This is a genomic window from Streptomyces iakyrus, from assembly GCF_000717055.1.
In the GTDB taxonomy this organism is placed as follows: domain Bacteria; phylum Actinomycetota; class Actinomycetes; order Streptomycetales; family Streptomycetaceae; genus Streptomyces; species Streptomyces iakyrus.
Window position 1 is genome coordinate 196,884 of record NZ_JNXI01000007.1, and the last position, 22,642, is coordinate 219,525.

The window sequence follows — 22,642 nt, forward strand, 5'->3', positions numbered from 1 at the left end:
CGTCCCGGAGATCCTCCCGGACGGTGCGGTGACCCACCTCTCCCACTGAGCACCCGCGCATCACGTTCCGTGGCCGGCCGGACGCCGCGCGAAGGGGGTCGTTTGAGCGCGCGAGATTCGTGCAGGCGTTGTGCTTGGAGTTGCGACCGGCGAAAGGAACCACGTGATGGCTGCGACCGACAACGACGAGTCGGTGGACCCCGCGGCTGTGAGACGACACCGGGTGCTGTTCCGGGCGATCGAGAAACGCCGTCACCCGAAGCTGCGCCGCAGCGACATCACGGTGACCGACGATGCGGCGGTCAAGCGCGCCACCAAGGCAGCCGCCCTCGGCAACGCCATGGAGTGGTACGACTTCGGCATCTACAGCTATCTGGCGTCGACCATCGGGAGGGTCTTCTTCCCCTCCGGCAACGACACCGCCCAGCTGCTCGGGTCCTTCGCGACGTTCGCCGTGGCCTTCCTGGTGCGCCCGCTCGGCGGCATGGTCTTCGGGCCGCTCGGGGACAAGGTCGGGCGCAAGCGCATCCTCTCCCTCACCATGATCATGATGGCGGTGGGGACCTTCGCCATCGGCCTGGTCCCCCCGCACGCCGCGATCGGCCTGTGGGCCCCGGCCCTGCTGATCTTCTTCCGGCTGGTGCAGGGCTTCTCGACAGGCGGGGAGTACGGGGGCGCGTCGACGTTCATCGCCGAGTACGCGCCCGACAAGCGGCGCGGCTTCTTCGGCAGCTTCCTGGAGCTCGGCACGCTGGCCGGCTACGTCGGGGCCTCCGGTCTCGTCGTCCTCCTGCAGACCCTCCTCAGCGACGAACAGATGCTGTCGTGGGGCTGGCGCGTGCCGTTCCTGGTCGCGGCCCCGCTCGGGTTGATCGGGCTCTACCTGCGGCTCAAGCTGGACGAGACGCCCGCTTTCCAGAAGCTGGAGGGCGGCCAGGTGAAGGCGAGCGAGGCCGCCGACGCCGTGGAGACATCGGCCGCCGCCGACCTCGGCAAGATCTTCACCCGGTACTGGCGGCCGCTGCTGCTGTGCCTCGCGCTGGTCGCGGCGTACAACATCACCGACTACATGCTGCTGTCCTACATGCCGACGTACCTGTCCGACGAGCTGGGCTACGGCACCAACCACGGCCTGCTGATCCTGGTCGTGGTGATGGTGCTGCAGATGCTCCTCATCAACCAGGTCGGGCGGCTCTCGGACCGCTTCGGGCGCAAGCCGCTGCTGATGACGGGGATGCTCGGATTCCTGTTCCTCTCCCTGCCGTCGTTCTGGCTCATCAGGCAGGGCGACATCGTCCTCATCACGCTGGGCCTGCTGCTGATGGGGCTCTCCCTGCTGCCGATGCTCGGCACGATGTCGGCGGCGCTCCCGGCGATCTTCCCCACGCAGGTGCGCTACGGCTCGCTCTCGGTGGCCTACAACCTGGCCACCTCGGTCTTCGGCGGCACGACGCCACTGGTGATCACCGCTCTGATCAGTACCTTCGACTCGACCCTCATGCCGGCGTACTACGCCACCGGCGCCGCGGTCATCGGCGTCATCGCCGTGCTGTGCATGCGCGAGACCGCCAACCAGCCGCTGGCCGGTTCCCCACCGTCCGTGGAGACGGAGGCGGAGGCGCGCGAATTGGTCCGGGCGCAGTCCCCGCAGCCCAGGTTCTGATCCAGGTTCTGAGCCGAGGGCATGGCCCCGTCCGCGACCGCTGCGGACGGGGCCTTTCGCGATTGGGTGCGGGCAGACCGGGAACGCGGTGGGCGCCATGACCCCCGAGACGAGGCCGGTGAGGCGATGAACGAGTACGAACGTTCCCGCACGATGCCCGCACAGCCGGAGCACGTCTTCGACGAGGCCGCGAACGTCGGCCGGCTGGACAGCTGGCTGCCACAGGCCCTGCACGTGGAGGCCGGGCGGTTGCCGGCCGTCACGGTGCACGAGGACCGCACCGACGAGGACACCTCCGCCCTGTTCCGGGCCCGGCCCGAGCAGATGCGGCTCGAATGGGGCACCCGTGACCAGGGCGCGTACGCGGGCTGGCTCCAGGTCGCCGGGCTCGACGGCGGAGCCAGTGAGGTGACCGTGCACCTGTCGTTCTTCCACGACGGCCACGACCCGGGCGAGCGGGCCGTCACCGACGCCCTGGACAGCAGCCTGCGGCGGCTGGAGGAGCAGGTGCGGCTGCACGTCGACCACCCGGCCGGCTGAGCACCGTGGCGCGTGACAAGCAGTACGCCGTCGCGGCGTCCGGGCAGTGGACCGACGAGGAGGCGGGGCGGCGCCGGCTGCCCTCCGGTGAGGTGCACGCCTGGGAACCGGGCCGCAACGAGACCGTCTGCGGCCTGTCCCTCAGCCGTTCCCGGCTGGTCCGCTTCCCGCACGTCGGCTGGCCGGACGCCTTCCCCGCATCCGGCGGCGCCGCGGACCGGGTGCGGCGCCAGTGCCCGCGCTGTGCCTCGGTGGCGGGCCGCCGCGGCACCGACGCCCGCCCACGGTGGCACCGCACCAACCCCCGGCCGTGAGCGCGCCCGCATCGGCGGACGCGGGGTCTCAGAGGGGGCCGGCGCCCGGAACCGGCCCGCGGTCATGGCCGTCGCACATCGAGGCGGCGCCGCACGCGGCCGCCCTGGGGCGGATCGGGACACCGTTGGTGCGCAGCACCTCCCGGACGTCCAGGATCAGGGAGAACACCTCGCGGTTGCGGTCCTCGCCCTGCTCGTCCCAGGCCCGCTGCTCGGCCTCGACGGCCATCCGGTCCTCGGCGAACACCCGCTCGGTGAAGCGCCTGATGAGCGGCCACGCCAGGTGCAGAGCGCCGGGAACCCGCGGCTTCTCGATCATGAGCAGGCCGAAGGTGTGGCATCTGCGCTGCTCGGCGTCCTCGGGCACATAGGCGGCCCAGAGCCGGAAGGCCGGCCGCTCGGCGTTCTCCGGGACCAGATCGAGCGTCTGGTACGGGTACTCGGTGCGGATCGTCATGACGTCGCGGGAGTCGCCGCCGCCGATGCCCTCGGCGGCCAGCAGACTGGCCCCGCGGTTCCGTTTGCCCCCGGCGTGGCTGAACAGGTACCTGGCCTCCACCGACCGCTCGTCGGTCCGGGTGTCGAGCAGCTCGGGACGGAGTCTGCCCACCACGCCCCGGTGCAGGAACTGGTGGTTCATGTCGAGGAGGTTCTCGTGCATGAACGAGTAGTGGCAGCGCACGGTCCGGGAGTAGGTCATCGTTTTGTACCGCGGTGAGCCGAAGGCCGGCAGATCGGGCAGCGGGGTGACGGCCGCCTTGTCCGGGTCGCCGGGGAACGCGAACACCAATCCGTACGCCTCGCGGACGGGGTAGCCGCGCACGCCGCGCGGCGGCCTGCCGTCGCCTTTGGAGAGGTACGGGATCTGCGAGATGCGGCCGTCACCGCGATAGGCCCACGCGTGGTAGCAGCAGCGCAGCGCCTCGCCCTCCACGACGCCCATGCTGAGCGGCACCTGACGGTGTGCGCACCGGTCCTCCAGCGCGTACACGGTGCCGCTCTCCCCGCGGTACAGCGCGATGCGCTCGCCGGCGAACGCCGTCGCGAACGCCCGCTTGCTGCGCACGTTCTTCGACAGGGCGACCGGGTACCAGTGGTCGGGGTTCGCCCCGACGCGCCGGAGGTCGACCATGCCGGTCCTCGGATCGCGGTGCTCCGAGGGCCATGCGGTCCCGGCGGAGAAGGCCCCGGCCTCGTCGGTCTCGGTCATACCTCTCCCTCGCGCGGACGGGCAGCGACAGCCGCGCGTCGCATCAGGCGGCAGCACCGAGCTGCCGGCGCGGGCGCCCGGCACCGTCCATCCTCACCGCGGCGCGCCGGTACCGCCCTGCCCGGCGCGTACGGACGGGTGACTAGAGGTCGAGCGCGGGGAGACCTGCCAGGCCGGTGTCGTGCATGATGCGGCCCACGGTCTCCCGCAGGGTGCTCTCGGCGCCGACGACGGTCTCGACGCCGCCGGGCAGCAGGTCCAGTTCGCGGTACCAGTCGCGCAGTTGCGCCTCGCCGACCTCGTGCGCGATCGGCTTCGTGGCATGGCGGAGAAGGGTCTGCTCGAACGGCACGTGCAGGTAGTACGCGTGGGTCGGCCCGCGGTGGTCGGCCCGCAGCCGGGTGAGCATCTCGCCGTAGTGGTCGGCGTACAGGATCCCTTCGACCACCACGTGGTATTCGGCGACCAGGGCGTAGCGGGCCGTCAGATCGATCAGACCGATGTTCGCCGCACCGGGCCGGTCCCTTTCCCGCAGGACGATCCGGCGCAGATTGTCCTGTCCGACCAGCGCCACTCCCCGCCCGAACCTCTCACGGATCCCGGCCGCGACGGACGACTTCCCGGCCCCGCTGTTGCCTCTCAGCACGACCAGCCGGGTCTGTTCGGTCCCCACCATCACGCGGGCCGTCCTGTGCGAGACGGTGCCGGCGTCGGCCCCTGCGTCTGTCCCCGCCCCGGCGCCCACAGCCAGGCGCGTCTGCGGGTGCGGCCCACGATGTCCGTGCTGTGCGCGGCCGCCACCGCCGTCATGAACGGCCATGCGAGGAAGGTCGTGCCGAGCTGGGCGACGGCCCCGTCCGTGCCGATCGCGACGACGAGGAACTCGGCGGGGAAGACCAGCGCGCCGAGCAGCGCTCCCGTGAGGGTGATGGCCCACGGCCGGGTGACGACGCGCGACGCGAGGGCCAGTCCCCCCGCGAGGATCAGGCCCATCAGGGCACCGGCCAGCAGGCTTCCCCCGGTGAGCAGCACGCCGTAGCGCACGTCGCGAGCGGCGAGTTCGGTGTCCCCTCCCCGGAGGAACTCCACCAGGGCCACCCCCAGGGCGAGAGCGGCCCACGGGATGCCCGGAACACACGCCATGAGCAGGCCCACCCGCACCCCGCGCCCCGCCGCGCCCCCTCTTCGCGCACGCTTCACGTCAGGGCCTCACCCGTCCGCCGACCCACCAGTCGTGGGGCTCGCCGTCGTTGGCGATGCCGCGGTTGCGCAGCGTCCCCTCGACGGTGAACCCCAGCCGCTCGGCCACGGCACGCGAGCCGGTGTTCCCGGTCATGGCCCACCACTCGATGCGGTGGACGTCGAGCGTGGCCCACCCCCAGTCGCAGAGCGCCCGCGCGGCCTCGACCGTATAGCCCTGGCCCCGCTGCTCCTTGGCGGCCCAGTAGCCGAGTTCGTAGACGCCCCGGCTCACCCTCGTGAGGCAGTACGAGCCGACGAGGGCCGAGGTGTCCTTGCGGAACGCTCCGAGGACGTAGTCGTCGTCGCGGGCCCAGCCCTGGGGCCACTCCTCGCAGACCCGCTTCTCGGCGTCCTGCCGTGTGAAGGGCACGGGGACCGGGGTGTAGAACTGGATGTCCTCGTCCTGGCAGGCGTCGTACACCGCGTCCGCGTCGCCCGGCCCGAAGGGCCGCAGCACCAGACGCCGGGTCTCGAGAGTCACTGGATCCACCGCGTCAGTATGAGCGCGTCCCGCCGCCCGTCACCAGCGAATTCCGCGGTGAGCCGGCTCCGGGTGCCGGAGCCGCGCGGCCCGCCTAGGGTCGAGGAGATGTTCCGCGCCCGGCGGTCTCGTTCACGGGCGCCGGCTCGACGGTAAAGAGGAGTGTGGTCGGTGTGGCCCGGAACCGCCGGTTGATCCTGAGCTCGCCGTCCGAGGTCTGGGACCTGCTGTCCGACGGCCACCGCTACGGGGAATGGGTCTCCGGCACCCAGCAGGTCACCGCCGCCGACCCGCACTGGCCGGAGGTGGGCACGCGTCTGCAAGTCCGCGTCGGCCTCGGTCCGCTGGTCCTCGACGACACCTGCGTCGTCCGCATCTGCGAGCCGCGGCGGCGTCTGGAACTGGAAGCCAAGGCGGACCCCTTCGGCGCGGCCCGCATCGCCATGAACCTGATCCCCTGGGGCGAGAACACCCTCTTCGTCCTCGTCTGGCATCCGCTGCGGGGCCCCGGCATACGGATGCACGGCCTCCCGGTGGACTACGTCGTGTCCATCCGCAACGGCATGATGCTGACGAAGCTGGCGCGGATCGCGGTGCGCGAGCACCGCGACCGCGTGGGCAGCGCGGCGCCGAGTACCCCGGACGGATGAGGCCCGGGCCCTGGACAAGCCCGTTCCGGGTTCAGCGCCCGGGCACGCGCACGGCAAGGAGGGCGACGTCGTCGTCGTTGCCGGAGGGGCGGACGCGGCGCAGGAGCTGGTCGGTGAACGAGGCGAGGGGGCGGTGGGCGAGGGCGGCGGCGTGCTGACGCAGTCGCTCGAGTCCCTCGTCGAGGGTGCGGCGGGGCGCTTCGACGAGGCCGTCCGTGTACAGCACCAGGGTGGAGCCGGGCGGCAGCTGCGCGGTGGCGTCCGGGCGGCGGGTGCCGGTCTGGGTGCCCAGGAGGATGCCGTGGCCCTCGGTGAGGTAGCGGGCCAGGCCGTCGTGGCTGATCAGCAGCGGCGGCGGGTGTCCGGCGTTGGTCCAGGACAGCTGCCAGTGGCCGTCCTCGGCCGGTTCGACCCGGGCGAAGATCGTCGTGGCCATGGTGACGTCGGTGATGTGCTGGATCGCCTCGTCCAGCCGTTCGACGATGCGGCTGGGGGGCTCGTGCTGGGACCAGGCGTAGGCGCGGAGCATGTTGCGGACCTGCGCCATGCCGGCGGCCGCCTCCAGGTCGTGGCCGACGACGTCCCCGATGGCGAGGGCGGTGGAGGCGTCCGACAGGGGGAAGGCGTCGTACCAGTCGCCGCCGACCTGTGAGGCGTCCGGTGCGGGCAGGTAGCGGACGGTCATCTGCAGGCCCGGGACGCCCGGCATCTGCGGCAGCAGGTGGTTCTGCATGGTCTCGGCGACCTTGCGCTGGCGCTGGTAGAGGCGGGCGTTGTCCAGGGCGAGGCCGGCCCGGCGTGCGATGTCCTCGATGAGGGGGAGGTCGGCGGGCGTGAAGGGCGCCTGGTTCTCGTCGCGGCCCAGGGTCAGCGCTCCGAGGACCGCGCGGGTGCTGCGGATGGGCGCGATGGCCGCTGAGTGCATGCCCGTGGCGTCGAAGAGGCGGCGCTGCTCGACCGCGATGCCGGAGTCCGGCGGCCCCTGGTAGGTCTGCGGGCCGGCGAGGTTGGAGGCGACCCCGCGCAGGGCCCTGGACAGGGGCATCGGGGACTCCTCCGGGATCGGCGGCATCGGCCCTTGCAGATCCTCGTGGTGCGCGAGCGTGTCACCGTCGGAGTGGACGACGACGGTGCGCCACACCTCGTCGCGCTCGGTGATCAGATCGACGACCGCCCAGTCCGCGAGGCGGGGCAGGACCAGGGCCACCAGCCGGCGCAGCGCCTCGTCGACGTCGAGCGTGGACGTCAGCTGCGCGGTGGTCTCGGCCAGCAGCGCCAGCCGGTGCAGTTCCGACAGGGGCTGGGCCGCCGGTTCCTGCGGTGGGTCCGCGGCCTGCGGGTGGTGGGGTGTGTGGAAGACGACGAGCGTGCCGGCGTGCCGGCCCCCGACGTCGTACGGCGTGATCAGCCAGGAGATGTGCAGCAGGGTGCCGTCGCCGCAGGCGAACCAGTCCTCGTCGGACTGGGCCGTGCGCCCGGCGTGGAAGGCCTGCCGCATGGTGCACTGGGTTCTCGGCAGGGGGTGCCCGTCCGGGCCGCGGTGCAGCAGATCGTGCGCGTCATGCCCGAGCAGGTCGTCGGCCGACCGGCCCAGAAGCTGCTCTGCGCGGGTGTTCACCGCGATGATGCAGCCCTGCTCGTCCACGACGTAGGCGCCCGCGCCGATGGCTTCCAGGGTCCCGGTCAGCACGACGGTCGCTGTCGGCGCGGACAGCCCGTGAACGGTCTCCGTGTGCTCCGGCCCCGTCATCGCGGCCTCCCTGCTGATCGGGCCGACGTACCTGTCGCCGGCATGCCCTCGTTACCTGCCCTCCCCGTATGCCCATACGACCGAGGATTCCACGTCACGGGGCGACACCGCGTACCCCGCCCGGCCAGTGATCACCGGAAGCTTCAAGCCGGGGTCACGTCGGTGTGCAGCAGGTGGTGGTCCGAGGACGGCGTCGGCAGCACGCGGTGCCTGAGCGGGGCGAAGCCGCGCAGGAACACGTAGTCGAACTTGCTCTGCCAGTCGGTGGTCGGCCGGCAGGTCCCGGTGGGCGACGGGCGGCACTGCGGGTCCGCGTCCGTGGCCAGCGCCCACATCCGGGAGAGCTCCGGGGCGTCCGGCACGGCGTTGAAGTCACCGAGGACGATCGCGCGCTCGTGCCGGGCGACCTCCGCGGCGAGGACGCGCGTCTGCTCGGCCCGGACCGCCTCCTGGCGCCGCTGCGCGAGATGCGTGTTGAGGACCCGGACGGGCTGTCCGGCCACGAGGGTGGTGACGGCCATGTACCCGCGGTCCTCGGACCCGCCGTCGGGATACTCGACGTTGACGGGGTCCGTCATCGGTGCGGCCGAGAGGATGGCCTGGCCGAAGGCCCCCGGGCTCCACGGCGCTCCCCCGCAGCGGCCCCACTTGCGCAGCACGGACCCGTACTCCACGTGGTAGACCAGCCCGTGGAGGTTCTCCAGATGCTCCCGGATCCTCTCCACGTCACGCACGCACGCCTCCTGCAGGCCGATGACCTGCGGCGCGTACGCGGCGATGTCCGCGGCCCGGTCGACGTCGCTCACCGTGCAGGGGTTGCAGATGTTCCACGTCATGACCCGGTTCGACACGACGTCCCCGGCGGCTGCGGCGTGCCGCGGCCCGGCGAAGAGGCCGCCGTTCGGAGCGCTGGGACCGACGAGCACCATGCAGAGCGCCAGCACGGCGCCCGCGAGCAACCGCGCACTCGTACCCCGACCGAGCACCCTCGCCTCCTCACCGGTGCGTAACACCTGGCATCCGACGTCTCCCAGCACGAGGTTATGGGACCGGGGCGCCGGAAACACACGTGTACTCCCCTTTCGCATTCCGGCTCATCGGTCCTGGCGCCTTCGCCCCCCATGGATCAGGCTGTGCGTAGGGTGGCCGGACTGACGATCGATCCGGGTGGTGGCGATGGAGTGGCAGAAGTTCGCCGAGGAAATGGCCCTGCTCGCGCGGACCCTGCTGAAGCAGGATTCGGTGCAGCAGACGCTGGACGAGATCGCGGCGTCGGCCGTGAAGCTGGTGGACGGCTGTGACGCGGCCGGGATCCTCGCGGTGCGCAAGGGCCGCGCCGTGACGCTGTCCTCCTACGGGGACATGGTCGAGGAGTCCGACCGCCTGCAGGGCGAACTGGGCGAAGGGCCGTGTTTCGATCTCGCCCGCCGAGCGGACGAGGAGCGCGTGTTCCTGGTCGCGGACATGACCCGGCCCCAGCCGGACTGGCCGCGGTACGCCGAGGCCGCGCGCGGACTGGGCATCGGCAGCATGACCGGGGTCCTGCTCTACACCCACGAGGAGGACTTCGGCGCGCTGAACCTGTACGCCACCCGCCCGGGGACCTTCACCGAGGACGTCGCGACCGCCGGCTGGCTGCTGGCCTCGCACGCCGCCGTCGCCCTCGCGGACGCGCGCACGATCGACCAGCTCGAGCACGCGCTGGAGACCCGGCACGCGATCGGCGAGGCCATGGGGATGCTGATGGAACGCCACGGGATGAGCGAAGAGGACGCCTTCAGCGTGCTGCGCAACATCTCCCAGCACCACAACATCAAGCTGCGCGACGTCGCCCAGCGGATCCGGGAGAAGCGCACCGACGGTCCTGCTTGATCGGCAGCGGCCGGGGGCTCTGACGTCTTCCGGGGCGGGTGAGCGTCACGACGGAGCGTGGGCGCCGGGTCCCAGTCGGGCGGTGACGTCCCGGGGAGTGAGGGCGGAGTGGTCCGCGCAGCACTCGACGACGACGCGGACCGGGGCGTCGCAGCCGGTGTGGCGGACGTCCAGGACGGGGCCCTCGGGGCCGAGCGCGTGCAGTTGGCCCCACTGGCTCAGCGCCATGAGGACGGGCCACAGGTCCCAGCCTTTGGGGGTCAGCCGGTACTCGTTGCGGGAGCGACTGCCCGGCTCCCGGTAAGGGACCGTCTTCAGGATGCCCGCCGAGATCAGCTTCCTCAGGCGGTCGCTCAGGACGGCCTCGGACAGGCCGATGTGGCGGTGGAAGTCGTCGAACCGGCGGACTCCGTTGACGGCGTCGCGCAGGATCAGCAAGGTCCATTTCTCGCCGACCACGTCGAGCGTGCGCTGGACGGGGCAGTTCTCCGTGCTCGCCTCAAGCCACTCCATTTCACCATCGTAGGTGCCTGACTTCGTCATTGACAGCCAGACCGGCCCGCAGCTAGCTTCACTTGTAAAAGCCAGACGGGAAGGCACTGGGTCGTGGGACGAGCGCGTACGTATCAATGGGAAGATCCCGCGATCCTGGCGGAGGCCGCCGGGCGCATGGCAGGCATCGACTTCCTGCGCGAGATGCAGGCGGGGCGACTGCCGGGGCCGCCCATCGGCCACACGGTCGATCTGGTCCTCGACGAAGTGGAGCCCGGCCGTGCGGTCTTCTCGCTGACGCCCGGGGAGGAGCACTACAACCCGATCGGCAGCGTGCACGGCGGCATTTTCGCCACCCTGCTCGACTCGGCGGCGGGCTGCGCCGTCCAGTCCGTGCTGCCGCAGGGCATGGCGTACACCTCGCTCGATCTGACGGTGAAGTTCCTGCGGCGGATCACCGTGGACACGGGTACGGTTCGCGCCATCGGCACGGTCGTCAGCAAGGGTCGTCAAACCGCCCTCGCCCAGGCGCAGTTGGTCGACGCAACCGACCGGCTGCTTGCCCATGCCACGAGTAGCTGCCTGCTCTTCCCGGTGCCTCCCCCGAAAGCCTGAGCCGACGGCCGGCCGCGACGTTGCATGCCGGCCACCGTGCAACCGAAGTCGGGTGCCCTGGAACCGGCGAACCGCGTCATTGCTACGACACGCGGAACTCGAATTCGGGACGGTCCCACGGCACGGCGGGCGGGTTCGCGAGCGCGGTCCCGATCCGCACTGCACCTGCGCGGTGGTAGAAGCCCTCGGCGGGACGATGCGACACGACCTTGACACGGTCGAGCCCGGCGGCACGGGCCTCGGACTGCATGTGCGCGACGAGCAGCAGGTCGAGCTCCGGTGGAGCGAGGACGAGCGAGTAGAACCCGAGGACCCGGCCTCCATGATCGTCAGCGCCGACGGCCACGAAGACGCGGTGGGCCTCGATGTAATCAGGCCCGACCCGGTAGCCCGCGACTGCGGCGGCGTACTCACCCGCGTAGGCGCCTGAGCCACGCACGAGCCGCGTGAGCCGTTTGGCATCCCGCGCGACGGCCCTCCGTATCGTGATCGGCCGGCCGATCGGGGAAGTGCGTGAACTCATCGGGAGAGTATTTCGCACCGGGGCGTGCCGCCGCGCAGCGGGTCGGCTGCTCGGGCAGGATTCCTGCACCGCTCCCCGGAACTCCTCGCTGCCCGCGTGCAGTTCGGCCAGCAGGGCGGACCAGGCCACTCCCCCGGCCCGCCCCTCGCCGAGGTCTACGGATCAATGACCGGCAACCACGCCGGACAGCTCGTTCGTGCTCTGCGGCAGGGTCACGGACGTGGCCTTCTTCCCCGACTCGATGTCGACGGCGTGCAGCTTGCGCTTGCCCGGCTCGGAGACGTATGCGGTGTGGTCGCGGACGAAGAGGGTCGGCCTGGCCTGCTGCCAGTCCAGCGGCTCCTGCCACTTGTCCACGACGGGGATCTTCTTCTCCACCTTGCCCGTCTCCGGGTCGATGACGTGAAGAGTGCCGTTGGTGCCGAGGACGAGTGCCTCGCCGTGCGGTCCGCGCCCGAGCGAGCGGAACGAGTAGCTGGTGCCCAGGTCGACCAGGCGCAGCTTCGCGGTCTCGGTGTTGATGAGTGAGATGCGGGTCGGCCGCTCCAGTTCGGCCTCCGGGTCGGTCTTGTAGTCGCCGAGGAGGATCGGCGAGGCGTCGCTGCCGCGCTGGTTGCCGATGCGGCCGTAGGCGTCGGGGGCGTCGACCTTGGTGAACGTGCCGTCCTTGTAGATCAGGAGGCCGTCCTCGCAGCCGACACCGACGGCCTCGCCCTTGGCCGCGGCCTCGCCGTGGACGCCGGGGCAGTCCTCGTTGCGCTTGATCTCCTTGTTGTTCTTGTCCAGGACGAGGGCGCCGGTGCGCTTCTCCTCGGTGCCGAGGGTGCTGAGGAGTTCGCCGTTGCTCAGTTCGATGGCGACGCCGTGGTGCGGCTCGGCGGAGGTGTAGGTGCGGCCTTGCGGCTTCTTGCCGGCCTTGAGGTCGGCGGGGTCGAAGACGTTGACCTCGCCGGTGCCGTCGGTGAACAGCACCGTCTTGCCGGCGTGCAGGACGACGTGCCCGGGCTTGGCGCCCTTGTACTCGATGCCGGGGAAGGTCTGCTCGGCGGCGTTCAGGATGCGGAACCCGGCGTCGGTGGAGACGATGACGTGGGAGTCGTCGCCCGCGGGGTTGAGGCGGTTGAAGCCGGGCAGCTCGATCGTCTTGGCCAGCTTCAGGCTCTCGCCGTCCAGGACGTACAGGCCGCCGTCGAACGTGGCGACCAGCGGGTCCTTGACCGCTACGGCCTTGGTTCCCGGAGCGTTCTTGGCCTGTGTGTCGGGCGAGGCGGCGTCTTCTCCTCCGCAGGCGGTCAGGACCGCGGAGGCCGCCAGGGCGAGGGCGGTGCCCGTGAAGGCTCTGTTGCGTATCGGCTTGTTCACCGGTGTGGTTCCTTTCTGGGGCCGCGGGGGTGCGGCGTGGAGTGGGGTGCTGGTGGCCGCTCGGCCGGTGTTCACGTGGGAAGGCCGGGGTCAGGCGCCGCTCAGGCCATCGGTCATGGCGGTGGTGTTGGCGCGCATCATCTGCAAGTAGGTGCCGGCGCCCTTGCCTGGCTCGGTCAGCGACTCGGAGTAGAGCTCTACGACGCGCACACCGTCGCCCAGCTCCGTGCGCAGGACCTCGGCCAGCCGCTTGGGCTGAGAGGAGTCGGCGAAGACGGTGCGCACGCCGGCCTCGCGCATGGCCTGGGTGAGCGAGCGCAGGTCGGAGGAGCTGGGAGAGGCCAGCGTCGTGCCGCTCGGGATCACCGCTCCGACCACCCGGAAGTCGAAGCGTTCGGCGAGGTAGCCGAAGACGTGGTGGTTGGTCACCAACGCCCGCCGTTTCTCCGGTATGCGGGCGAAGGACTTCTCCATCCAGGTGGTGAGGTCGGCGAGCTGGGTGTCGTAGCGGTCGGCGTTGGCGTGGATCGTCTTCTCGTCCACGCCGTCCACGTGTTCGGTGACCTGGTCGGCGATCAGACCGGCGGCTTTGCGTACGCGGTCGGGGTCGGTCCAGAAGTGAGGGTCGGGCTGCCCGGCCTCCTCCTCCGGGCCGCCGTCGTCGTGTGCCTGGAAGGTGAGCGGGCCGACCGCCTTGCCCACCTCGAAGGTGGCCACTCCGGACTCGCGGGCGGCGTCCACGTGCCGCAGGACGTTCTCCTCCAGGCCCAGCCCGTTGAAGACCACCAGGTCCGCGCGCTCCAGCTCGGCGGCCTGCACGGCCGACAGTCCGAAGGAGTGCGGGTCGGCGTTCGGTTTCATCAGCACGGTGACGTCGGCTTCGTCACCGACGATCTCCTGCGTGATGTCGCCCAGGATGTTGGTCGTCACCACGACCCGGGGGCGGTCGTGGTCGTTCACGCAGGCGGTCGCCGCGCCGGCGGTGAAGAGGGTGAGCAGGGCCAGCAGGAACGTGCGGGTCCGCAGCGCCCCTGGCATCCTGCGCATCATCGCCCGGTCTCCACCATCAGGGACGGCGCGATGTCCAGGTCGAAGGTGCGCGCGACGCGCAGGTTGTCGTTGTAGTCGATCTCGTGCACGCGTTTGCCCTTGGGGTCGTTGAGGTAAGCGCGGCTGCGGTCGACCTCGACGACCGGTGCCGCACCGCCGTCGGCGCCGACGTCCGGGGCGCCCGTGATGAGTGGCTTCGTCCTGGTGACCTGCTTGCCGGTGGCGATGTCGTAGCCGTGCAGCGATCCGTCGGCCTCCAGGACGATCAGCACCGAGCCTTCGCCGGCGGTGTTGACGGAGATCACGGGACCGCTGGTCTTCACACGCTTCCAAGTGCGTTCGGTGACGTCCAGCACCCAGACGGCCCGGTCGCCGGCCGGCGCTGTGAGCGTGTCGCTGCCGGGCCGGTGGCGGAAGGCCGTTGCCCGTTCCTTTTCGGGTACGTCACCGTCGTACGGGATCTTCTCGGCCGTGAACGTGCCGTCGTTCTCCCGGACGAGCAGAGCGCCGTCGGCGCACCCGAGGACGGCTCCGCGCCGGGTGACGGCGTCGCCCCGCGGCTCCTCGCAGCGCGCGTCAGGAGACGCGACGCGCTTGCCCGCACGGTCGTACACCGCGAGCTTCCCGTCCTCCGTGAGGCCGAGCAGGTGTTCCCCGTACGGCACGACGGCTTCCGCGTGTGTTCCGGGAAGGGTGCGGGGGGAGCCGATCCTGCCCTTCTCGAGTTCGGCCCGGCGGTAGACGGCGGCCCGGCCGTCCCCGTCGGTCACCACGGTCACGCCGGCGTCGCTGCGGATCCGCGCTTCCGCGCCTGCGGGCAGCCGGCCCACGCCACGCACCGTCGCGCGGTAGTAGTGCACGTGATCGCCGTGGTCCACCATCCAGGCACCGCTGTCCAGGACACGCGTGCCGCCCGCGGTGTGGAAGTAGGCGAACCGGCCGTCCGTGGTGAGGCGCGTGGTGCCGGTCGTCCGGGACACCTCGTGCGCCTCTCCGTTGATCAGGTCCAGGACGCGGGAGCCCCCTGTCTCCGGGTCGTTGAGCACCAGCCGGGACTGCTGCTCGGCCCGCTCCTGGGCCCCTTCGACGTATCCGTGCGGGGCGGAGGGCGAGGCAGCGGCTTTCGGGGTGGACGCCTCGCCGTCCTGGTCGGCGCAGCTCGTGGTGAGCAGCGCGACGGCGACCAACGCGGCCGACGACCGGGCAGTGACGTTTCTTCCGACGAACAAGGGGATCGCCTCAGGCTTCTTTCAGTCTGTCGCCGCGGCGGGAGCGCCGACGGGGCGTGCACGGCGGTGGTGGCGGAGGGCGGATGCCAAGTGGGAGAGGAAGAACAGGGTCACCGCGAGGGCCGAGACGGTCGCGCCGGCCGCGGTGCTCAGGTGCCAGGACAGCAGCAGCCCGCCGAAGGTGGCGGTGGCGCCGAGCAGCGCCGCGAGGGTCATGACGCCCCGCACACTGCGCGCCCAGGGCAGCGCTGCCGCGGGCGGCGCGATGAGCAGGCCCAGCACCAGCAGCGTCCCCACGATGTGGAACGACGCGACGATGGCCAGCGCCAGCAGGCCGAGCAGCGCGGCGTGCGCCAGGCGAGGCCGCAGGCCGAGCGTGCTGGCCTTGCGCGGGTCGAAGGCCAGGGCGAGGAAGGCCCGGTGGCCGAGGACCGAGACGGCCAGCGCCAGGAGCAGCGCCACGCCCAGCAGCACCAAGTCCTGTTCACGGACGGCGAGGACGTCGCCGAAGAGGAACCCGGTCAGGTCGACCGCGAAGGACTGCGACCGCGACACGATGATGACGCCGAGCGACAACATCCCCACGAACAGCAGGCCGATACCGGTGTCCTGGGACAGTTTCGGGGTGCGGCCGAGGGCGGTGACGCCGGCGGTCATGACGAGAGCGCTCAGCAGCGCCCCGACCAGCAGGTTGCCGCCCAGCAGCGCGGCGAGCGCGACTCCGGGCAGCAGCCCGTGGGACATGGCGTCACCGAGGAAGGCCATTCCCCTGAGCACCACCCAGGTGCCGGCCAGGGCACAGATCACCGACACCAGCATCCCGCCCCACAAGGCCCTTTGGACGAAGGTCACCTGAAAGGGGTCCGTCAACCACTCCATGGGAACACATTACAATGACAATCATGTTCAGAACTCCCCCCTCCCCCGCTCCGGCCAAGGACACGACGCCCCGCGTCCGCTTCACCGAAGTGTCCGCCGGATACCCGGGCCGTCCCGTTCTCCATGAACTCGACGCCGAGATACCGGCGTTGACCCTCACCGCATTGGTCGGCCCGAACGGAAGCGGGAAGTCCACCCTGCTCGGCGTGCTCGCCGGAGTGATCCAGCCCACATCAGGCAAGCTCCACCACGCCGGCGACCGGCCACCGGCGTTCGTCCCGCAGCGCGGCGCCGTCGGTGACGCGCTGCCCTTGACCGTCAGGCAGACGGTGGAGATGGGGCGCTGGGGTGAGCGCGGGCCATGGCGCCGGCTGACCCGGCAGGATCGCGCCATCGTGGACACGGCCATGGAACGACTGGGCATCATGGACCTCGCGTCCCGCCAGCTCGGGGAGCTGTCCGGCGGACAGAGACAACGCGCCCTGATCGCCCAAGGGCTCACCCAGGAGTCGGATCTGCTGCTCCTGGACGAACCCACCACCGGGCTCGATCCGGAGGCCAGGGAGCGGATCGCGGCGCTCCTGACCGAACTGGTCACCGACGGGGTGACCGTCGTCCAGGCCACACACGACCTGGAAGCCGCACGCTCGGCGGACACCTGCCTCCTGCTCCGCGACGGTCACCTGGTGGGACAGGGCAACCCCGAGGAGCTTCTCACCGCCACGACCCTCGCCCGAATGTGGCAGTCGGCGTGAAACGGCCCGTCACAGCCCCTGGCGAGCGGCAAGGACGTCGTCATCCGGTAGGCCGGCCACCGCGCCGTCCGGGTGACCCGAGCCGCAATGGAAACGGACCCCGTCGGAAGCATTGACGGAACCACGGCCCAAACCTATCTTCTGCTCGAAGTACCGTACGCAGTTCGGCTCCTCGAACAACCTTGCTCAAGCGTCACCCTTCACTGTGGTCAGCCCCTGGGCCTGATCCGTCCAACCCCCTGCCATGCCGTCGCGGACCCCCGCGCGGCACGGCCCCCTGTCGCCCCGTCAGACCGCCGGAACACGCGAGCGAACGCACCTACGAACCAGCAGTCACTCTGCCCCCACCGAGAGGTTCAAGATGTCTTCCTCCGTCAGCAGACGGCGCCTCCTGCAAGCAGTGGGGGCCACCGCCGCCGCCCCTGTCACCGGATCCGTAGTCCGCGCGTCCCCCGCCCACGCGGCCGTGCCTCCCGCAAGGGCCGACATCGGGGTCTCCGCGCACCCCTTCGCACTCGAACAGGTCCGGCTCACCGCGAGCCGCTGGCTGGACAACCAGAACCGCACGCGGAACTACCTGCGGTTCATCGATGTCGACCGGCTGCTGTACAACTTCCGGACCAACCACCGGCTGTCCACCAACGGCGCGGCCGCGAACGGCGGTTGGGACGCGCCGGACTTCCCCTTCCGCACCCACGTCCAAGGGCACTTCCTCACGGCCTGGGCACAGCTGTACGCCGTGACCGGGGACACCGTCTGCCGGGACAAGGCAGCCCGCATGGTTGCCGAGCTGGCCACATGCCAGGCCAACAACAGCGCCGCCGGCTTCAGCGCCGGGTACCTCTCCGGCTACCCCGAGTCCGACTTCACCGCTCTCGAGCAGCGGACTTTGAGCAATGGGAACGTGCCGTACTACACCATCCACAAGACCCTCGCCGGCCTGCTGGACGTGTGGCGCCACATCGGCAGCACGCAGGCCCGGGACGTGCTGCTCGCTCTGGCGGGATGGGTGGACTGGCGCACCGGCCGGCTGAGCGGCCAGCAGATGCAGGCCATGCTGCAGACGGAGTTGGGCGGCATGAACGCCGTACTGACCGATCTCTATCAGCAGACGGGCGACGCGCGGTGGCTCGCCGTCGCCCGTCGGTTCGACCACGCCGCGGTGTTCGATCCGCTGGCGGCCAACCAGGACCGGCTCAGCGGACTGCACGCCAACACCCAGGTACCCAAGTGGATCGGGGCCGCCCGGGAGTACAAGGCCACCGGTACGACCCGCTACCGGGACATCGCCACCAACGCCTGGAACCTCACCGTCAACGCGCACACCTATGCCATCGGCGGCAACAGCCAGGCGGAGCACTTCCGCGCCCCGAACGCCATCGCCGGCTACCTGAACAAGGACACCTGCGAAAGCTGCAACACCTTCAACATGCTCCTTCTCACGCGGGAGTTGTTCGCGCTGGACCCGAACCGGGCCACGCTGTTCGACTACTACGAGCGGGCCTGGCTGAACCACATGATCGGCCAGCAGAACCCGGCGAGCGACCACGGCCACGTCACCTACTTCACCCCGCTCAACCCGGGAGGCCGGCGCGGTGTGGGTCCTGCGTGGGGCGGCGGCACCTGGAGCACCGACTACGGCACGTTCTGGTGCTGCCAGGGCACGGGCCTGGAGATGCACACCAGGCTGATGGACTCCATCTACTACCGCAGTGACGACACCCTGATCGTCAACCTGTTCGTGCCCTCAGTACTCAACTGGTCGGAGCGCGGGATCACGGTCACCCAGACCACGGCATACCCCGTCGGCGACACCACGACCCTGCAGGTCACCGGCAACGTCGGCGGAACCTGGGCGATGCGTTTGCGCATCCCGGGCTGGACCGCCGGGGCCACCGTCAGCGTCAACGGCACGCGGCAGGACATCGTCACCACGCCCGGCAGCTACGCCACCCTGACCCGCTCCTGGACCTCCGGCGACACGGTCACCGTCCGCCTGCCCATGCGGGTCATCATGCGAGCGGCCAACGACAACGCGGACGTCGCCGCGATCACCTACGGACCGGTGGTCCTGTCCGGCAACTACGGCGACTCCACGCTCAGCTCCCTGCCGTCGCTGAACCCGTCCTCGATCAGACGGACCAGCAACACGTCACTCGCCTTCACCGCCACCGCCAACGGCTCCACCGTCAGCCTGGGCCCGTTCCACGACGCGCACGGTCACAACTACGCCGTCTACTGGAACGCCGGCGGCACCGTCCGTCTCGCCAATGTGGGCAGCGGTCTCGTGCTGGGCATCCAGAACATGTCCACGGCCGACGGCGGCCGGGCTCTCCAGTGGCACGACTCGGGCACCGCCGACCACGACTGGCATCTGATCACCGACGGGGGCGGGTTCCGTTTCCGCAACACCCACAGCGGCAAGGTGCTCGGCGTCTTGACCATGTCCACGGACGACGACGCGACCGTCCTGCAGTGGTCGGACAACGGCACCGCAGACCACCGATGGACATTGCTCGACCAGGGAGACGGGACCTACAAGATCCGCAACGAGCACAGCGGCAAATTGCTCGCCATCGCGGACAACTCCACCGCTGTCGGCGCGTTCGCGGTCCAGGGTCCGGACGACGGCACCTCCGACAACCGGTGGCGCATCGTGAGGAACTGAGACCCGCCCCGGAGGCAGATGGCCGCTCTTCCCCCTTCCGTCTGCTCGGCGACTCGACCTGTGTTCGGCATAGCGAACGGTATCCGCTCACTCAAGGAACGAGACCCCCATGCGCAAACGTGGTTTCAGCCGCAGGCACATGTCTGTGGTGCTCGCGACCCTGCTGGCTTCGGCGGCGACACTCGTCGCCAACCCCGCCCAGGCGGCCACCACCAGCGCCGTGCGCGGCGTCGGTTCCGGCCGGTGCCTCGATGTGCCGGGCGCCAACCAGACCGACGGCACGAACGTGCAGATCTGGGACTGCCACGGCGGGACCAACCAGCAGTGGACGCTGACGGACGACAACCAGCTCACCGTGTACGGCAACAAGTGCCTGGATGTTCCGGGCCACGCCACCACGGCCGGCACCCGGCCGGTGATCTGGTCCTGTAACGGCGGGACCAACCAGCGGTGGCGGGCGAACGCCGACGGCACGATCGTCGCCGTGGAGTCCGGGCTGTGCCTGGATGTCAGCGGCGGCGCCACCGCCAACGGCACGGCGGTGCAGCTGTGGAACTGCAACGGCGGCAGCAGCCAGAAGTGGACCGGCCCGTCCGGGCCGCCCAACGCGTGTGCCCTTCCGTCGACATACCGATGGACGTCGACCGGTCCGCTGGCACAGCCGGCGAACGGGTGGGTGGCGCTGAAGGACTTCACCACCGTGACGTACAACGGCCGGCACCTGGTCTACGCGACCAGCTCTGACGGATCGTCGTGGGGCGCGATGACGTTCCGGCCCTTCACGAACTGGTCGGACATGGCCTCGGCCGGCCAGAGCGGGATCAGCGGCTCCGCGGTGGCACCCAAACTCTTCTACTTCGCGCCCAAGAAGATATGGGTGCTGGTCTCGAACGGGTGGGGCACCGCCTGGCCCTTCACCTACCGCACGTCCAGCGACCCCACCAACCCCAACGGCTGGTCCGCGCCGCAGCAGCTGTTCACCGGCAGCGTCCCCGTCGGCGGCCCGATCGACCCGACCGTGATCGCCGACGACCAGAACATGTACCTGTTCTTCGCCAACGACAAGGGCAGCATCTTCAAGTCGACCATGCCGATCGGGAACTTCCCGGGCAGCTTCGGCTCGTCGTACACGACGGTCATGAGCGACACGGAGAAGAACCTGTTCGAGGCGCCGGAGGTCTACAAGGTCCAGGGCCAGAACCAGTACCTCATGATCGTTGAGGCTCGTGGTGCGGCTGAGCATCGATTCTTCCGCTCGTTCACGGCCTCCAGCCTGAACGGTCCGTGGACCCCGCAGGCCGCCACCGAGAGCAACCCCTTCGCGGGCAAGGCCAACAGCGGTGCCACCTGGACCAATGACATCAGCCACGGTGACCTGGTCCGCAGCAACCCCGACCAGACCATGACCATCGACCCCTGCAACCTGCAGTTCCTCTACCAGGGCAGGTCTCCCTCATCGGACGGCACCGACTACCTGAAGCTGCCGTACCGGCCGGCCCTGCTCACCCTGCAGCGCTGACCCGGGCACACCTGATCACAACCTCATGAGCGGCCCATCAGGCCCGCACAGCTTCGCGGGCCAGGAAGGAACCCCCCATGGTCTTACACAGACGACTGCTGCGTCTCCTCACGGCCACCGCGCTGACGCTCACCGCCTGCTTCACCGCCTCCGCCGGCACGACCGCCGAGGCCGCGCCGGGCAGCCCGGCACTCACCCCGCCCCTGGGCTGGAACAGCTGGAACAGCTTCGGGTGCGGGATCACCGAGGCGCAGGTCCGCCAGGCCGCCGACGCGATGGTGTCCACGGGCATGAAGGCCGCGGGCTACCAGTACGTCGTCGTCGACGACTGCTGGTTCGACCCGCAGCGTGACGCGGCGGGCAACCTCCGGGCCAACCCGACCAAGTTCCCCAGCGGCATGAAGGCGCTCGGCGACTACATCCACGGCAAGGGCCTGAAGTTCGGCATCTACCAGGCGCCCAACGAGAAGACGTGCGCGCAGGGCGTAGGGACCTACCCCGGCTCCACCGGCAGCAAGGGCCACGAGGCCCAGGACGCCGCCACGTTCGCGTCATGGGGCGTGGACTACCTCAAGTACGACTGGTGTTCCGGCAGCGGCACACTCAACGAGCAGATCGCGCGGTTCACCCTCATGCGTGACGCCCTGCGCGCCACCGGCCGCCCGATCGTCTACAGCATCAACCCCAACAGCTTCCACTCCCCCACCGGCGACAAGTACGACTGGGGTGAGGTCGCCGACCTGTGGCGGACGACCGAGGACCTGCTCGACATCTGGCAGAACAGCAACACCAACAGCTACCCGATGGGCGTCGGCAACGTCCTGGACGTCACCGCGCCGCTGGCCGCCCAGTCGGGCCCGGGAAACTGGAACGACCCCGACATGCTGGTCGTCGGCCGTCCCGGTCTGTCGCTGACCGAGTCCCGCTCCCACTTCGCCCTGTGGTCGCTGCTCTCGGCCCCGCTCATGGCCGGCAACGACATCCGCACCATGTCCGCCGACGTGAGCGCGATCCTGCGCAACCCCCGTCTGCTGGCGGTCAACCAGGATCCGCTGGGCGCGGGCGGGCGCAGGGTGCGCGACGACGGCGACACCGAGGTGTTCGCCAAGCCCCTGTCCGACGGATCGGTCGCCGTGGGCCTGTTCAACCGGGGAGCGGGCACTGCGACCATCACCGCCTCGGCCGCGCAGGTCGGCCTCACCGGAGGGTCGTTCACCCTCACCGACCTGTGGACCGGTGCCGCGTCGAGCACGTCCGGGCAGATCTCGGCGAGCGTCCCGGCGCACGGTGTCGCCGTGTTCAAGATGACGGGCGGCAGCCCGCTGGCCTCCACCACCGCACGCCTGCGCGCCACCGGGTCCGGCCGCTGCCTGGACGTGGACCGCGCCGCCACCGCGGCCGGGTCGGCGACGCTGATCTGGGACTGCCACACCGCCGCCAACCAGCTCTGGACCACCTGGGCCGGAGGCGAGATCCGCGTCTACGGCGACAAGTGCCTGGACGCCTCCAACCGGGGCACCACCAACGGCACACGGGTCGTCGTCTGGCCCTGCAACGGGCAGAACAACCAGAAGTGGACCAGGCAGACCGACGGGTCGATCCGCAACGTCCACGCCGGGCTCTGCCTGGACGCCCAACAAGCAGGGACCGCCAACGGGACCCCGGTCGTCCTGTGGACGTGCAACGGCCAGAACAACCAGAAGTGGACCACACTCCCCTGACCCGCCGCCCCTGCCGGCGCGCGGGCAGACGCCCTGGCGGTTGAGGGCAGTCCACGACAGCGGACCGAGCTGCGGGGCCGCAGGCCGTCACGGCCGCGGCCCCGCCA

22 protein-coding genes are annotated in these 22,642 nt (G+C 70.5%); 10 read left to right on the forward strand and 12 right to left on the reverse strand.

The features are described from left to right. Positions 1–166: 166 nt before the first annotated feature. From proP to OO68_RS14125, 3 genes are all read left to right on the forward strand, one after another. A complete protein-coding gene (proP, locus tag OO68_RS14115) occupies positions 167–1,663 on the forward strand; it encodes a glycine betaine/L-proline transporter ProP (RefSeq protein ID WP_033308670.1) in 1,497 nt (498 codons plus the stop codon). Between the two features lie 126 nt (positions 1,664–1,789). Further along, positions 1,790–2,203, forward strand: a complete 414-nt coding sequence (locus tag OO68_RS14120; RefSeq protein ID WP_033308671.1) for an SRPBCC family protein — start codon at positions 1,790–1,792, stop codon at positions 2,201–2,203. Positions 2,204–2,208: 5 nt separating this feature from the next. Further along, positions 2,209–2,517: a hypothetical protein gene (locus OO68_RS14125; RefSeq protein WP_033308672.1), complete on the forward strand. Its 309-nt coding sequence runs from the start codon at positions 2,209–2,211 to the stop codon at positions 2,515–2,517. Between the two features lie 28 nt (positions 2,518–2,545). On the opposite strand, the gene OO68_RS42245 is transcribed toward OO68_RS14125, so the two are convergent. The 4 genes from OO68_RS42245 to OO68_RS14145 form a co-directional block, all read right to left on the reverse strand. Further along, positions 2,546–3,727 carry a Rieske 2Fe-2S domain-containing protein gene (locus tag OO68_RS42245; RefSeq protein ID WP_051814618.1) on the reverse strand — a complete coding sequence of 394 codons (1,182 nt, stop codon included), beginning with the start codon at positions 3,725–3,727 and terminating at the stop codon, positions 2,546–2,548. Between the two features lie 142 nt (positions 3,728–3,869). Then, on the reverse strand, positions 3,870–4,403 hold the full coding sequence (locus OO68_RS14135; RefSeq protein WP_033308673.1) for a P-loop NTPase family protein: 534 nt from the start codon (positions 4,401–4,403) through the stop codon (positions 3,870–3,872). Continuing rightward, positions 4,403–4,870 (reverse strand): hypothetical protein, encoded by a 468-nt coding sequence (locus OO68_RS45415; protein ID WP_157852708.1) that lies wholly within the window; start codon positions 4,868–4,870, stop codon positions 4,403–4,405. Before OO68_RS45415 ends, OO68_RS14135 begins: the two co-directional genes overlap by 1 nt. 58 nt (positions 4,871–4,928) lie before the next feature. After that, positions 4,929–5,459 carry a GNAT family N-acetyltransferase gene (locus tag OO68_RS14145; protein ID WP_033308675.1) on the reverse strand — a complete coding sequence of 177 codons (531 nt, stop codon included), beginning with the start codon at positions 5,457–5,459 and terminating at the stop codon, positions 4,929–4,931. A 164-nt stretch (positions 5,460–5,623) separates the two neighbouring features. On the opposite strand from OO68_RS14145, the gene OO68_RS14150 reads away from it, so the two are divergent. Next, positions 5,624–6,100 (forward strand): SRPBCC family protein, encoded by a 477-nt coding sequence (locus tag OO68_RS14150; RefSeq protein WP_106974336.1) that lies wholly within the window; start codon positions 5,624–5,626, stop codon positions 6,098–6,100. 31 nt (positions 6,101–6,131) lie between these two features. Here OO68_RS14150 and OO68_RS14155 read toward each other — a convergent pair whose 3' ends face one another. Further along, positions 6,132–7,850 (reverse strand): SpoIIE family protein phosphatase, encoded by a 1,719-nt coding sequence (locus OO68_RS14155; protein WP_033308676.1) that lies wholly within the window; start codon positions 7,848–7,850, stop codon positions 6,132–6,134. 143 nt (positions 7,851–7,993) lie between these two features. Continuing rightward, positions 7,994–8,836 (reverse strand): endonuclease/exonuclease/phosphatase family protein, encoded by an 843-nt coding sequence (locus tag OO68_RS14160; RefSeq protein WP_033308677.1) that lies wholly within the window; start codon positions 8,834–8,836, stop codon positions 7,994–7,996. 190 nt (positions 8,837–9,026) lie between these two features. Here OO68_RS14160 and OO68_RS14165 point away from each other — a divergent pair, with 190 nt between their 5' ends. Further along, positions 9,027–9,722: a GAF and ANTAR domain-containing protein gene (locus OO68_RS14165; protein ID WP_033308678.1), complete on the forward strand. Its 696-nt coding sequence runs from the start codon at positions 9,027–9,029 to the stop codon at positions 9,720–9,722. A 45-nt stretch (positions 9,723–9,767) separates the two neighbouring features. Here OO68_RS14165 and OO68_RS14170 read toward each other — a convergent pair whose 3' ends face one another. Further along, positions 9,768–10,235: a winged helix-turn-helix transcriptional regulator gene (locus OO68_RS14170; RefSeq protein ID WP_033308679.1), complete on the reverse strand. Its 468-nt coding sequence runs from the start codon at positions 10,233–10,235 to the stop codon at positions 9,768–9,770. Between the two features lie 93 nt (positions 10,236–10,328). Between OO68_RS14170 and OO68_RS14175 the strand changes: the two genes are divergently transcribed. Further along, positions 10,329–10,829 (forward strand): PaaI family thioesterase, encoded by a 501-nt coding sequence (locus tag OO68_RS14175; RefSeq protein WP_033308680.1) that lies wholly within the window; start codon positions 10,329–10,331, stop codon positions 10,827–10,829. A gap of 82 nt (positions 10,830–10,911) precedes the next feature. Here the strand turns inward: OO68_RS14175 and OO68_RS14180 are convergent, their stop codons facing one another. From OO68_RS14180 to aztB, 5 genes are all read right to left on the reverse strand, one after another. Beyond that, positions 10,912–11,352 carry a GNAT family N-acetyltransferase gene (locus OO68_RS14180; protein ID WP_033308681.1) on the reverse strand — a complete coding sequence of 147 codons (441 nt, stop codon included), beginning with the start codon at positions 11,350–11,352 and terminating at the stop codon, positions 10,912–10,914. A 162-nt stretch (positions 11,353–11,514) separates the two neighbouring features. Next, positions 11,515–12,714, reverse strand: coding sequence for a zinc metallochaperone AztD (aztD, locus tag OO68_RS14185; protein ID WP_033308682.1), 1,200 nt, complete (start codon positions 12,712–12,714; stop codon positions 11,515–11,517). A 90-nt stretch (positions 12,715–12,804) separates the two neighbouring features. Further along, positions 12,805–13,764, reverse strand: a complete 960-nt coding sequence (aztC, locus tag OO68_RS14190) for a zinc ABC transporter substrate-binding protein AztC (protein WP_033308683.1) — start codon at positions 13,762–13,764, stop codon at positions 12,805–12,807. Further along, a complete protein-coding gene (locus tag OO68_RS14195; protein ID WP_033308684.1) occupies positions 13,761–14,993 on the reverse strand; it encodes a hypothetical protein in 1,233 nt (410 codons plus the stop codon). Before OO68_RS14195 ends, aztC begins: the two co-directional genes overlap by 4 nt. Positions 14,994–15,014: 21 nt before the next feature. Beyond that, on the reverse strand, positions 15,015–15,872 hold the full coding sequence (gene aztB, locus OO68_RS14200; protein WP_033308685.1) for a zinc ABC transporter permease AztB: 858 nt from the start codon (positions 15,870–15,872) through the stop codon (positions 15,015–15,017). Positions 15,873–15,886: 14 nt separating this feature from the next. Between aztB and aztA the strand changes: the two genes are divergently transcribed. The 4 genes from aztA (at position 15,887) to OO68_RS14220 (ending at position 22,535) form a co-directional block, all read left to right on the forward strand. Next, positions 15,887–16,627, forward strand: coding sequence for a zinc ABC transporter ATP-binding protein AztA (gene aztA, locus OO68_RS14205; protein WP_033308686.1), 741 nt, complete (start codon positions 15,887–15,889; stop codon positions 16,625–16,627). A gap of 361 nt (positions 16,628–16,988) precedes the next feature. Beyond that, a complete protein-coding gene (locus tag OO68_RS14210; protein ID WP_033308687.1) occupies positions 16,989–19,295 on the forward strand; it encodes a beta-L-arabinofuranosidase domain-containing protein in 2,307 nt (768 codons plus the stop codon). A 109-nt stretch (positions 19,296–19,404) separates the two neighbouring features. Then, positions 19,405–20,814, forward strand: a complete 1,410-nt coding sequence (locus tag OO68_RS14215; RefSeq protein ID WP_033308688.1) for a non-reducing end alpha-L-arabinofuranosidase family hydrolase — start codon at positions 19,405–19,407, stop codon at positions 20,812–20,814. A 77-nt stretch (positions 20,815–20,891) separates the two neighbouring features. Then, complete coding sequence (locus tag OO68_RS14220; RefSeq protein ID WP_033308689.1) at positions 20,892–22,535, forward strand: glycoside hydrolase family 27 protein; 1,644 nt, start codon at positions 20,892–20,894, stop codon at positions 22,533–22,535. The last annotated feature ends 107 nt before the right edge of the window (positions 22,536–22,642 follow it).